We start from the raw sequence: 13,078 nt of genomic DNA on the forward strand, positions 1-13,078 counted from the left end.
CGAAGACGTAAGCCTGGCGCGCCTCAGGGCTCGATTGTCAGCTCTGCAGTGAAACCGTAACCCACGCCGTGATAGGTATTGACAGGCAGCACAACTGAGGTTTCATGCATGACTTTCTGACGCAGACGTCGAACCATCGAGTCCAGGCGACGTTGGTCATAGGTCAGATAATCATCGCCGAATGCCGCAACGATGCGCTTGCGCGACACTGGCTGCCCCTGCCCTTCGGCCAGGGTTTTCAGAAATACGAATTCCAGGCTGGTCAGGGCGACATCGATACCGCTGGGAAGCGTCAGGCGATGCGCACCGATTCGCAGACGCCAGCTGCTCGGGGCAGGCAGGCGGCGTTGCAAGGCATTGACCACGGCGGCAAGCTCATCGAGCCGAACCGGTTTGGTCAGGTAATGGTCGGCACCCAGACTGAAACCCAGCACCTTGTCGTGACTGGTCGTGCGCGCCGTAAACATGACCAAGCCGATGTCTGCGCGCTGCCGGCGCAACGACGCCACCAGGTCCAGGCCATCGCCGTCGGGCAGGCCACGGTCGATGATGGCAATATCGACGGGCGTGCGTGGATCGGCAATACGGTTCTGAAACGCCTGAATATTTCCCGCCTCGCTGACGACATGGCCCTGAGCGACTAGAAAATCGACCAATTCCTCACGCAGCTCTGCTTCGTCTTCCAACAATAATAAATGGGCCATGGGATATCCTGCGGCTGAGAAATCGCTTTTCGATGCTACGGGACGCGTTGCGTAGCGGACTGACGAATTCTGACATTGTGTGCATGGATGGGAAAATGCTTTACCCTTGATGTATCGCTGCCCCCCGCCCACCCATGCCGCTTTCACTGCGCGTACTCGCCGCCGTATTCTTCTGCCTGCTTGCAGGCGGAATAAGCGCAGCGCCAATCATTGATATTGGCTCATCAAACACTCACTACGTCAGCGATGACAACGTCGGGGTATTGGTTGATTCCTCGCATGAATTAACCCTGCAAGACATCATGCGTCTTGCGCCGACGGCATTTTCAGACCAGCAAAGCCTGCAGCTGGGCTTCACCTCTTCCACGGTCTGGCTGCGACTCAACGTCTATCGCCATCTGCACGCGCCTCCAACGTGGTGGCTGGTATTCGACCAACCTTTGCTCGACCTGATCCATGTATACGTTCCCGCCAGCGATGGTTCGTATCAGGAACGGCGCGGTGGCATTAATCTGCCCTTCGGTGCCCACGAGATTGTTTCTCGCCGCCCCGCTTTTGCAGTAGATCTGCCCGCCAACGAAACGCAGACGATTTATGTGCGGCTGAATTCTCGCAATTCGCTGTCCACCAGCATTCAGCTGATGGAGCCCACGGCATTTTCCGCCCTGGCCATCCAGGAGGCGCTGGGCTTTGGAGCGTTCTTTGGTTTCTACGCACTTACCCTGCTCTGTTATCTGTTGTTCTGGTACTGGACACGTGAAGTGGTCAGCGGCCTGTATCTGCTTTATCTGACCTTCGGTGCTGCCGGGGCCGTGTTGAGTTCAGGCTACTTGCAACGACAGTTGTTGCCTGACTTGCCGCTGTGTAATGTCGCCATGATCATTCCTTTGGCCGGGGCGTTGATAACAGGCATGTTGTTCGGCATTCAGATTCTTGGCGTTCGCAAGGCTGCACCGCGCTCGGCGATGGTCATGATGGGCGCGACCTGTCTGATTACCGCCATCGGGCTGATTGCCGGCCTGATGGACATGACCCTGCTGGCCATGGTGACGCTGGAAGTCGGCTTGCTGGCAACCATGACAGTGCTGACCGCCATCGCCATCGTGCGTGCCCTGCACCACAACCCATCGGCCTGGTTGTACCTGGCGGCATTCAGTGTGCTGCACATCGGGATGGCACTGCGTTTCCTGCGCGACCTGGGTTTGACGCCGATCAACACCCTGAGCGAAAACGGAATCTACTTAGGTATCACGCTGCACATCCTGATGATGAGCATCGCGATTTTCTGGCGCTACGACCAACTGCGGCGCGATAAGGATCAGGCCCAGGCAGCAGCGCTGGAAGCCGATCTGCGCGCCTTGGCCGAACGCCATGCGCATCGCGAGCAGCGGGAATTCATGGCCATGGTGTCGCACGAGTTCCGCTCGCCGCTGGCCATTATTGATCTGACGGTTCAGAACCTGATTTACAGCACGCGCGAAGAAAACGACAGCCGGGTGCCGCGTTACGCAAAAATCCAGCGTGCTGCGCAACGACTCAGCGTGCTGATGAACACCTATCTGTCGGCAGAACGCCTGGAAGATCGGAACGAGCCGCCATCCATGCGTATCTGTGACCTGACCCAGCTGCTAAGCGGTGTGCTGCTGGATCTGGACACTACCAACGGCCCCGAAGTGAAACTGGAAATCGATTCACTCGATCCGAACTTCGCCTGTGACCCGGATTCGCTGCGCATTCTGATGACCAATCTGCTGGAAAACGCGCGACGCCATTCGCGTATCGACCAGCCCGTGATTCTGCGCGTAAGCGGTCGCCAGCCCGATGCGCTGGAAGTGTCCATCGTCGATCAAGGTGAAGGCATCCCGCCCGACGAATTGCCGCGCCTGTTCCAGCGCTTCTTCCGTGGTCGTTCGGCGCAACGCCATCCGGGCGCGGGATTGGGGCTTTATCTGTGCCAGCGCATCGTTCGGCAGCACGGTGGCGAGATCAAGGTCTTCAGCGAACTTGGCAAGGGCACAGAATTCCGGGTGTGGCTGCCGAAGCGGGAAATACCTGAAGTTTGATTGATGGGACTTGGTGCTGAGGCTCGGTGCTGAAGTTTGGTGTCGAAAGTTGGTCTGCTGACGTTTGCCTTGCCAAACGTGCCATGCGAATCGACATCGCACGTTCAGCAAGCCAGGCGACGCATTGCGCAATCGCCTGCCTGCCTCACAGCGACTCGCTCAGTGCGAACCGCCCAGATACGCAGCCTTGACGGCCGGATCGGTTTTCAACTGCTCTGCCGGCCCGTGCACCGAGATATGCCCGTTCTCCAGCACGTAAGCGTAATCGGCAACATTCAACGCCGCCGCCGCAAACTGCTCCACCAGCAACATCGTGACGCCCTGCTCCTTCAAGCGCGCAATGATGCGGAACACTTCTTCCACCAGAATCGGTGCCAAGCCCATTGACGGCTCATCAAGCAAGACCAGTTCAGGGTTGAGCATCACGGCGCGGGCCATGGCAAGCATTTGCTGCTCGCCACCAGACAAGGTCCCGGCCAATTGCAGCCGGCGTTCCTGCAGACGCGGGAACAAGTCCATGGCACGCTCCAAGTCTGCCTCGATGTCGCCACGCGGGCGGCTGCCCGTGTAGCGCGGGAAGGCCCCCAGACGCAGGTTGTCGACCACGGACAGCGTGGCAAACACCCGCCGCCCTTCCGGCGAGTGCGCCAGGCCCAGACGCGCAATGCGATGCGGCGGCAATTGTTCGATGCGCTTGTCCCCCAGCGTGATCTGGCCTGCGGTGGCCTGGATCATGCCGGAAATCGCACGCATGGTTGTCGTCTTGCCAGCGCCGTTGGAACCGATCAGCGTGACCACCTTGCCTTTGGGCACGTCGATATCGATGCCGTGAAGCACCTTGACCTTGCCGTAACCGGCTTCGAGTTGTCGAATCGAAAGCATCTGATCGTTCCTATACCGTCGCGCCGCCGAGGTAGGCGGTAATGACTTTTTCGTTGGACTGGATCTCGGCGGGCAAGCCTTCGGCGATTTTCTGGCCGAAGTCGAGCACCGACACCGTGTCGCAGGTGCTCATCACCACGTCCATGTGGTGTTCGATCAGGATCAGCGTAATACCGTGATCGCGCACCTTGCGGATGATGGCCAGCAGTTCCTTGATGTCGGGTGCGGTCAAGCCGGCAGCCGGCTCATCAAGCAGCAACAGCATCGGGTCGAGCGCCAGCGCACGCGCGATTTCCAGCAGGCGCTGCTTGCCATAAGGCAGGTTGCGCGCCTCTTCGTCGGCCAGGTCGCCCAGCCCGACAAAGTTCAGCAAGCCAAGCGCACGGGCACGTGCTGCGCGCTCTTCGCGCTTCCAACGCGGCCCCTTGATGGCGACCTCGGCCAGGTTGCTGTCGAAGGTGTGGTGCAGACCCACCAGCACGTTTTCCAGCGCCGTCATTTCACCGAACAGCTGCACATTCTGGAAGGTCCGTGCGATACCGGCCGAGGCAATGTCGGCAGGCGGCAGACCCACCACCGACTTGCCCACGAATTCGATTGCTCCAGCCGTGGGCACATAAATGCCGGTCAGCACGTTCAGCATCGTGCTCTTGCCCGAGCCGTTCGGCCCGATCAGGCCGTGAATGGTGCCGCGACGCACGGTCAGATCGACCTCGTTCAGGGCACGCAGGCCACCGAACTGCATCAGCGCACCCTTCACGCGCAGCAGCTCTTCGCCACCCGAACGTGCGGCCACGCTGATGGCGTCGTCTTGCGCCACGGCATTGATCGACGAGCTGAGCGCAGTGGGCTTGGCGCTGCGGCGTGGCATCAACAGATTGCGCACGAAACCGACAATGCCATCAGGCAGGTAGTACACGACAAACAGGATCAGCAGACCGAAGATCGACAGACGCCAGTCGGTCATGCCCTTCAGCCAGTAGGCCAGCACCGTCAACAGAATCGTGCCGACCACGGGCACGGCCACGCGTTGAACGGTGGTCGCCCCCCGAGCCAGCGCAACCGCCGCGCCGCCCGTCACCAGAATCGCCAATGTCAGCGCAATGATGCGGAACAGCGCGATGTCGTCCAGCAGCTTGGGCAGGATCACGATGATCGCTGCGCCCAGCAAGGCTCCGGTGCGGGTCTTGCGACCGCCCATGATGATGGCCAGCAGGAACAGAATGGTCAGTTCGAAGTTATAGGTGTTGGGCGAGATGTACTGCTCGGAATACGCATACAGCGCACCCGACAAGCCGGCGAAACCAGCGCTGATCACGAAGGCGTAAACCTTGTAGCGATATACCGATACGCCCATGCAATCAGACGCGATCGAGCTGTCACGCAAGGCCTGGAAGGCACGGCCAAGATGCGAACGCAGGATGCGGTGCACCACGATCAGGCTGATCACCAGCAGCACCGCCACCAGCCAGAAGTACTCCTGCTTGTTCAGAACGTGACCACCGATCGAGGGCTTGGGGATCTTGATGCCCAGCGGCCCTTCGGTCATGAAGGTCATTTCGTTGATCAGGATCTGGATGATCGTACCGAAGGCCAACGTCACCATGGCCAGGTATGGCCCGGTCACCCTTAAGGCTGGCAAAGCCAGAATGGCCCCGAATGCGGCCGTCAGGAGCACCGCCGCAGGCAGGGTGACCCAGAAGGGTGCACCCAGGTGAAAGAACAGCACACCGGCCGTATACGAGCCGATGCCGAACAGGCCGGCATGGCCGAGCGAGACTTGCCCGGTGTAGCCGACCACGATATCAAGACCGAACAACAGGATCGAATAGATCATGATGGTTTCGGCCAGGTGGATGTAATAGGCGTTGCCAGCCACCAGCGGGAACGCCGCCAGCGCCCCCAGCCCGAGCACTACCGCAGTGATACGTACAGGAGTCATCGTCATACCTTTTTGATCGCGGTCTTGCCGAACAGGCCGGCTGGTTTCACTGCGAGCACCAGCAGCAGCAGTACGAGTCCGGGTACGTCCTTGTACCCGGTAGACAGATAGAAGCCGGTCGTGGTCTCGGCCACGCCCAGGATCACGCCCCCGACCACCACGCCCATGCCGCTCGACAGGCCACCAATGATCGCGACGGCGAATGCCTTCAGGCCCAGCACCGCGCCCATGGTTGCGCCGGTCAGCGTAAGCGGCGCGATCAGCACGCCGGCAAAGGCTGCGGTCAAGGACGACAGGCCGTACGAGAACGTGATGACGATGCCCGCGTTGATACCCATCAGGCCAGCTGCGTCACGGTCGTTCGATGTGGCGACCACGGCCTTGCCGTAGATGGTCTTGCGGTTGAACAATTCGACGGCCAGCATCAGCGCAATCGCACCGCCAACCACCAGGATTTCCATCGGCAGCACGTTGGCACCCAGCACCTTCAACGGTGCTTCGGGCAAGGGCGACGGGAAGGTCAGGTCGTCACGACCCCAGACGTTCTCGGCCACGTTCTTGAAGATGATGCCCAGCGCAATGGTGGACATGATCCAGCCGAATTCCGACTTGGTCTTGATGGCGGGGCGCACCGCAATGCGCTCGACGAACGCGCCTTGCAGGAAGCCGAACACACACACCAGCGGAATCATCAACCAGTAGTTCAGGCCAAGCCGATCGACCAGCGTGAGGCCAACCAGCGCGCCCAGCATCAAGGCATCGCCCTGGCCGAAGTTAAGGGTGCCGGATGTGGCAAATGTGAGCTGGTAGCCAAAGGCAATGACCGCGTAGATCATGCCCAGCGCAATCCCGCTGAATATCAGCTGCGTCAGGATTTCCATCTGTGATTCCTAGAGATGCCGAACCGGCCTAACTGACTGCGCACAGAAATTCCCCCGAGCGTGTGGCTTCGTGATGACGTCGCCGGCCGAGGGGTGCTTTTGTCTTGGGATAACTCGGAGACAAAAAACTGCGCCAGGCAGTTTTCCCTACCTGGCGCGTGTCGTGGTGTTGCGAAAGTTATTTGCTGGCGGTCTTGGCGCGGACCGGATTCTTCTGGTCATCCGGGTAGGCGTAGACCACCTTGCCGCCCTTGACCTCACCGAACACCGGAATGTTGGCGGTGATGGCGTCGTGGTCGGTGGCGCTGAACGGCTTGTCGTAGGTGGTCACGACGCCTTCGACCTTGGTCTGCAGGTTTTCAAGCGCCTGACGAATTTTCTCGCCATCGGTCGAGTTGGCCTGCTTGATGGCGGCGGCCAGCAGCAGGATCGAGTCGTAGCCCTGGGCAGCCGACACCGGTGAGTCGATGCGATCGTTCTTGGGCTTGAAGGTGGCGAGGTAGGAATCGATGAACGCCTTGCGCTTGGGCGTGTTCGGTTCCTGGATGAAGGTCTGCGGCATGCGCGCGCCGTCACCGTTGGCACGGGCATTGTCGATGTAGTTGGCCATCGACAAGGTCCAGCTGCCGATGATTGGCACCTTCCAGCCAAGCTTGGCCATGCCGTTGGCGATCTGTGCCAGTTCGGGACCGATGCCATAGGTCAGCACGGCTTCTGCGCCGGCAGTCTTGGCTTTCAACAACTGGGCCGTCATGTCGACGTCCTTGATGTTGAATTTTTCCACGGCTACGGCAGTGATGCCCTTGGCAGTCAGCGCTTTTTCCAGATCCTCGCGGCCGAGCTGGCCGTAGTTGGTGGAGTCAGCCAGAATCGCGACCTTCTTGAAACCACGGCGGGTGATCGCTTCTTCAACGATCATCGGGGCCTGGATCGAGTCGTGGGCAGCGTTGCGGAATACATAGCTGTTGGGGTGTTCCGGGGCCTTGAACTGGTGCGTAATCACGCTACCGGTTGCCACGTTGTTGAACACCGGAATCTTGGCTTCCTGGAAGAAACGTTGCGAGGCCAGTGCCACACCCGTGTTGATGTAGCCCACCGCAGCAGTGACCTGCTCGCGATTGATCAGCTCTTGCGCGATCTGCACGCCGCGTTCGTTCTTGGCTTCGTCGTCGCGCTCGACCAGTTGCAGCTGGCGACCAAGCACACCACCAGCCTTGTTGACCTCTTCGGCAGCCAGGCGCACACCATCCCGCATGCTTACGCCCATCGACGAAGACCCGCCGGTGAACGGCCCGATCACACCTATCTTGATCGGGTCGGCGGCATATGCAGCGCTTGCACCAGCCAGGGTGAGCGCAATTGCGCCGGCAAGGGTTTTCAGTCGAATTTGCATTGCGTGTCTCCGCTTGGGTGTTTGTAGTTCGAATTGCGTGGACGAGCGGCGTGCGCGATATCGTCAGAACGGATCGCAACGGTCACGGAAAATCACGGGAAGCGGTGATGAAACACCGTCGATTGATATGATTGGTCCAGACGAAAAAAATATAGGGGGTCGGCCGGATCAGCGTCAACGGCTTATCGGGGAGCCGATAATGGGAGTTACCCTCGCCAGCGATCTATTTACGCGACATCCGCATATTCATCATGTCGTTTACCCGACTTTCCAGACCACTTTCGGCACCGGCCACCCAGCCTTTTGCCCCCCTGCCCCCGTTTTCGCCACAACGATTGCCCGACCTGATCGTGCAGCGGATCAAGCAACGAATTGCCAGCGGTGAACTCGGGCCGGGCGATAAACTGCCCACCGAACGAACGCTCGCAGCCCAGTTGCAGGTATCACGCACATCCTTGCGCGAAGCCTTGGGGCGCATGGCCTCTGAGGGCTATCTGCGCATGGGTGGGCGCGACGGCATTCGGGTGTGCGACCTGAGCGCCGCGACCGTGGCATCGCCGCTGGCGGGCCTGCTGGCAGCCGATCCCGACCGGAGCATGGACATTCTGGAAGTTCGGCTGGCGCTTGAAACGGTGGCCACCGTATATGCAGCCGAACGCGCAACGGCTGCCGACCATGCGCGCATTCGCCTGGCATTCGATGCGCTTCAGCGCGCGACTGTCCAATCGACTACGCAATCATCAGGCCCCGAATTGGTGCATTTTGATTTGGATTTTCATTTTGCGATTGCCGAGGCTACCCACAACGTGGCACTGATCCACGTGATGCACGGCATGCACAATCTGATTCTGGAATCGATGCAGATCACGCATCGGCATATGAATTACGACACCGAAGCCGAGCGTGAATTGCAAAGTCAGCACGAGGCCTTGTTTGTCGCGATATTGCGTCGAGACCCGACCGCTGCGCGTGCCGCGTCCGATGTGCACCTGGCTTATGTAAAAAAACTATATGGATAATATTTTCGGCCTTTTTCTGACCAATGGTGATTCAGCAATTAACAGAAGAACGATTATTTTCCACTGCAAAATATATGCAGTTAGGCAAGGTAGTCGAAAAATGCAATTTTTACTGTCGATAAAAAAAGGCCGTCAGGCTTGCGCTGACGGCCTGCTTGCCGCAAGGCTTTTCGACCAAGATCAGCCCAGGTATTTCCTGAACCACGCGATGGTTCGATCCCACGCAAGCTTGGCGGCCGCCTCGTCGTAACGCGGCGTGGAATCGTTGTGGAAGCCGTGGTTCACGCCAGGGTAGATGTAGGCCTCATAGGTCTTGCCAGCGGCCTTCAGCGCGGCTTCATAGGCCGGCCAGCCCTTGTTGATGCCTTCGTCCAGTTCGCCGTAGTGGATCAGCAATGGTGCCTTGATCCGGGCAACGTCTTCCGCCTTGGGTTGGCGTCCGTAGAACGGCACTGACGCTGCCAGCTCAGGATAGGCAACCGCGGCTGCGTTCGACACGCCCCCACCGTAACAAAAGCCCGTGATGCCGACCTTGCCATTGGTCTGCGCAGGCAGCATCAGGTATTCGATGGCGGCAAAGAAGTCGTTCATCAATTTTTCGGGGTCGATCTTGGCTTGCAGCTCCCTGCCCTTCTCGTCGTTGCCCGGATAACCGCCCACTGAACTCAGGCCGTCTGGTGCCAGCGCAATGAAGCCCGCCTTGGCAACGCGACGCGCAACGTCTTCGATGTAGGGGTTCAAGCCTCGATTTTCGTGGACCACCACCACGCCCGGCAAGGGGCCGGTGGCCTTCGCGGGCCGAACCAGGTAACCACGCACCGTGCCGTGCCCCTTGGGCGAGGGATAGGTGATATAGCTGGCGGTGATGTCCGGGTCGGTGAAGGAAATCTGCTGTGCCATCGCGTAGTCGGGCATCAGGGACGCAAGCACGGCCGTGGCGGTCAGGCCGCCCAGGGCCAGCTTGCCGGCACGGTCGAGAAAGTCGCGACGGCTGATCTTTCCATGCACGTAGTAGTCGTAGAGTTCAAGAATCGCAGGGTCGAAATCTTTGGCGGTAAGGCGGGCCATACGTTCTCCTTCGATGCACACCATGAACTGCAGGGCGTCGCCAAGCAGGCGGCTTGCTCAGACAACCGGCAGGTGAAAGTCAGAACGAGCATAAAGCAGGGAAAGAAAATCGGCGAAAAAAAACCGACCACGAGGGTCGGTTTCTTCAGTGCGGGAAACGGCTGGAAATTACAGCTCGCCCAACACGATGCGCAGCATGCGACGCAGCGGTTCAGCGGCACCCCACAGCAGCTGGTCACCCACGGTGAACGCGCTGAGGTAGTCCGGGCCCATCGACAGCTTGCGCAAACGGCCCACCGGGATGTTCAGCGTGCCGGTGGTAGCCACCGGGGTCAGGTCACGCACCGACGCTTCGCGCGTGTTCGGCACAACCTTGGCCCACGGGTTGTTATTGCGCAGCATGTCTTCGATCTCATCAAGCGGCACGTCTTTCTTCAGCTTGATGGTCAATGCCTGGCTGTGGCAGCGCATGGCACCGATACGGATGCACAGACCGTCGATTGGGATGATGGGCGAAGCGCCGTCACCGCGACCCAGGATCTTGTTCGTTTCGGCCTGGCCCTTCCACTCTTCCTTGGACATGCCGTCGCCCAGATCCTTGTCGATCCAGGGAATCAGGTTGCCCGCCAGCGGCACGCCGAAGTGCTCGGTCGGCAGCGTACCGCTTTGCTGCTTGCCGAGAATCTGGCGGTCGATGTCCAGAATGGCAGATGCGGGGTTGTCGAGCAGGCCCTTCACTTCCGCATTCAGCAGGCCGAACTGGGTCAGCAGTTCACGCATGTGCTGCGCGCCGCCGCCAGATGCTGCCTGGTAGGTCTGGGTGGTCATCCATTCGACCAGGTCGTGCTGGAACAAGCCGCCCAGGCCCATCAACATGCAGCTGACGGTGCAGTTGCCGCCGATGAAATCCTTGCCGCCCTTGGCCAGGGAAGCGTCGATCACGGCACGGTTGACCGGGTCGAGCACGATCACGGCGTCATCTTTCATGCGCAGCGCGCTGGCCGCGTCGATCCAGATGCCGTCCCAACCGCCGCCGCGCAGCTTCGGATACACCTCGTTGGTGTAGTCGCCACCTTGTGCGGTGATGATGATCGGCAATTTGCGCAGCGCGTCGATGTCGTACGCGTTTTGCAGCGGGCCTGCGCCCGGTGCCCACGACGGTGCAGCGCCACCAGCATTGCTGGTAGAGAAGAACACCGGCTCGATCAACGCGAAGTCACCTTCATCGCGCATGCGTTGCATGAGGACCGAACCGACCATGCCACGCCAGCCAACCAGACCGACAGCTTTCATTTCCATTCCTTTGTTATCGCGGATTTTTCCCGGCGCGGCTCGCACCGGGAAAGCGCGACACGCCGAACTGACTTACAGGGCTTTCAGCACCGCATCGCCCATGGCGGCGGTACCGATCTTAGTGGTGCCGGTCTCGAAAATATCGGCCGTGCGCAGACCTTGCGACAGCACTTTTTTCACAGCGGCTTCAATACGGTCGGCTTGCGCCGGTTTGTTCAGCGAGTAACGCAGCATCATCGCGGCCGACAGAATGGTCGCCAGCGGGTTTGCAATGTCCTTGCCTGCAATGTCGGGGGCCGAGCCGTGGCTGGGCTCGTACAGGCCCTGGCCACCGTCGTTCAACGCAGCCGAAGGCAGCATGCCGATCGAACCGGTCAGCATGGCCGCCAGGTCCGACAGAATGTCGCCGAACATGTTGCCGGTAACAATCACGTCGAACTGCTTGGGTGCGCGTGCCAGTTGCATGGCGGCGTTGTCGACGTACATGTGCGTGAGTTCGACGTCGGGGTATTCCTTGCCGACTTCGGTGACGATGTCCTTCCAGAACTGGAAGGTTTCCAGCACGTTGGCCTTGTCCACGCTGCACAGCTTGCGGCTGCGCTTGCGAGCGGTCTCGAAACCGACACGCGCGATGCGGCGGATCTCGGATTCCGCATAACGCATGGTGTCGAAGCCTTCGCGCTCGCCAGCGAACGGGCCGTCCGGCGAGGTGCGAACACCACGCGGCTGACCGAAATAGATGTCACCCGTGAGTTCACGGATGATCATGATGTCCAGGCCCGACACGATCTCGGGCTTGAGCGACGATGCGTTCGCCAGTTCCGGGTACAGAATGGCCGGACGCAGGTTGGCGAACAGCTTCAGCGACTGACGCAGACCCAGGATCGCCTGCTCGGGACGCAGACGGCGTTCGAGCGAGTCGTACTTCCAGTCACCGACGGCACCGAACAGCACGGCGTCGGACGCTTGCGCAAGCGCCAGCGTTTCGGGCGGCAGCGGGTGGCCGGCGGCTTCATAGGCGGCACCGCCAACCGGTGCCTGGTCGATCTCGAAAGATTCGCCCAGCGCGGTCAGCACACGGACGGCCTGTTCGATGATCTCGGGGCCGATACCGTCGCCGGGAAGTACTGCGATCTTTTGGGTCATGGGATAGCGTAAGAAAGAAGGAAGACTTTACAGGATGGGACGGGCGTCGAGCCACGGATGGCGCGCCAGGCGCTCTGCTTCGAAATTGCGGATCTTGTCCGAATTGCGCAGCGTCAGGCCGATTTCGTCGAAACCGTTGACCATACAGTACTTGCGGTGGCCAGTGATATCGAAGGACAGTTCACGGCCGTCTGCCGGGATCACGACCTGACGTTCCAGATCGATACGCAGGCGATAACCGACAAAAGCACGCACTTCGTCGAACAGGCGCGAGATTTCCAATTCCGACAACACGATCGGCAGCAAGCCGTTCTTGTAGCAGTTATTGAAGAAGATGTCGGCAAACGACGGCGCAATCACAGCACGGAAACCGTACTGGTCCAGTGCCCAGGGCGCGTGTTCGCGGCTCGATCCACAGCCGAAATTCTTGCGCGCCAACAACACCGACGCACCTTGGTAACGCGGCTGGTTCAGCACGAAGTCCGGGTTCAGCGGACGGCGGCTGTTGTCCATGCCGGGTTCACCGTGGTCTTTGTAGCGCAGTTCATCGAACAGGTTCGGGCCGAAGCCCGTGCGCTTGATCGACTTCAGGAATTGCTTGGGGATGATCAGGTCGGTGTCGACGTTTTCGCGATCGAGCGGGGCGACCAACCCGTCATGGACGGTAAACGATTGCATGATGGCTCC

Annotated in this window: 11 protein-coding genes; 2 read left to right on the forward strand and 9 right to left on the reverse strand. The window is 59.9% G+C overall.

Annotated features, from left to right (window positions below):
- Window positions 1-23: 23 nt before the first annotated feature.
- Complete coding sequence (locus tag FXN63_RS14835) at window positions 24-704, reverse strand: response regulator transcription factor (RefSeq protein ID WP_148816017.1); 681 nt, start codon at window positions 702-704, stop codon at window positions 24-26.
- 134 nt (window positions 705-838) lie between these two features.
- Here FXN63_RS14835 and FXN63_RS14840 point away from each other — a divergent pair, with 134 nt between their 5' ends.
- Window positions 839-2,767 (forward strand): sensor histidine kinase, encoded by a 1,929-nt coding sequence (locus tag FXN63_RS14840; protein WP_148816018.1) that lies wholly within the window; start codon window positions 839-841, stop codon window positions 2,765-2,767.
- Window positions 2,768-2,926: 159 nt separating this feature from the next.
- Here FXN63_RS14840 and FXN63_RS14845 read toward each other — a convergent pair whose 3' ends face one another.
- The 4 genes from FXN63_RS14845 to FXN63_RS14860 all read right to left on the reverse strand — a co-directional run bounded on the left by FXN63_RS14845 (window position 2,927) and on the right by FXN63_RS14860 (window position 7,865).
- Window positions 2,927-3,649, reverse strand: coding sequence for an ABC transporter ATP-binding protein (locus FXN63_RS14845; protein ID WP_148816019.1), 723 nt, complete (start codon window positions 3,647-3,649; stop codon window positions 2,927-2,929).
- A 10-nt stretch (window positions 3,650-3,659) separates the two neighbouring features.
- Window positions 3,660-5,591, reverse strand: a complete 1,932-nt coding sequence (locus FXN63_RS14850; RefSeq protein WP_148816020.1) for a branched-chain amino acid ABC transporter ATP-binding protein/permease — start codon at window positions 5,589-5,591, stop codon at window positions 3,660-3,662.
- A 2-nt stretch (window positions 5,592-5,593) separates the two neighbouring features.
- Window positions 5,594-6,472, reverse strand: coding sequence for a branched-chain amino acid ABC transporter permease (locus tag FXN63_RS14855; RefSeq protein ID WP_148816021.1), 879 nt, complete (start codon window positions 6,470-6,472; stop codon window positions 5,594-5,596).
- Between the two features lie 178 nt (window positions 6,473-6,650).
- Window positions 6,651-7,865, reverse strand: a complete 1,215-nt coding sequence (locus FXN63_RS14860) for an ABC transporter substrate-binding protein (RefSeq protein ID WP_148816022.1) — start codon at window positions 7,863-7,865, stop codon at window positions 6,651-6,653.
- Window positions 7,866-8,116: 251 nt separating this feature from the next.
- Between FXN63_RS14860 and FXN63_RS14865 the strand changes: the two genes are divergently transcribed.
- Window positions 8,117-8,884: a FadR/GntR family transcriptional regulator gene (locus tag FXN63_RS14865; protein WP_148816023.1), complete on the forward strand. Its 768-nt coding sequence runs from the start codon at window positions 8,117-8,119 to the stop codon at window positions 8,882-8,884.
- Window positions 8,885-9,064: 180 nt separating this feature from the next.
- Here FXN63_RS14865 and yghX read toward each other — a convergent pair whose 3' ends face one another.
- From yghX to leuD, 4 genes are all read right to left on the reverse strand, one after another.
- The gene (gene yghX, locus FXN63_RS14870; protein WP_148816024.1) at window positions 9,065-9,952 is read right to left on the reverse strand and encodes a YghX family hydrolase; all 888 of its coding nucleotides are present in this window, start codon (window positions 9,950-9,952) and stop codon (window positions 9,065-9,067) included.
- 168 nt (window positions 9,953-10,120) lie between these two features.
- Window positions 10,121-11,245 carry an aspartate-semialdehyde dehydrogenase gene (gene asd, locus FXN63_RS14875; protein ID WP_148816025.1) on the reverse strand — a complete coding sequence of 375 codons (1,125 nt, stop codon included), beginning with the start codon at window positions 11,243-11,245 and terminating at the stop codon, window positions 10,121-10,123.
- 72 nt (window positions 11,246-11,317) lie between these two features.
- A complete protein-coding gene (gene leuB, locus FXN63_RS14880; RefSeq protein ID WP_148816026.1) occupies window positions 11,318-12,391 on the reverse strand; it encodes a 3-isopropylmalate dehydrogenase in 1,074 nt (357 codons plus the stop codon).
- A 27-nt stretch (window positions 12,392-12,418) separates the two neighbouring features.
- The gene (gene leuD / locus FXN63_RS14885; protein WP_148816027.1) at window positions 12,419-13,069 is read right to left on the reverse strand and encodes a 3-isopropylmalate dehydratase small subunit; all 651 of its coding nucleotides are present in this window, start codon (window positions 13,067-13,069) and stop codon (window positions 12,419-12,421) included.
- Between the last annotated feature and the right edge of the window lie 9 nt (window positions 13,070-13,078).

It is taken from the genome of Pigmentiphaga aceris (genome assembly GCF_008119665.1).
Lineage (GTDB): Bacteria > Pseudomonadota > Gammaproteobacteria > Burkholderiales > Burkholderiaceae_B > Pigmentiphaga > Pigmentiphaga aceris.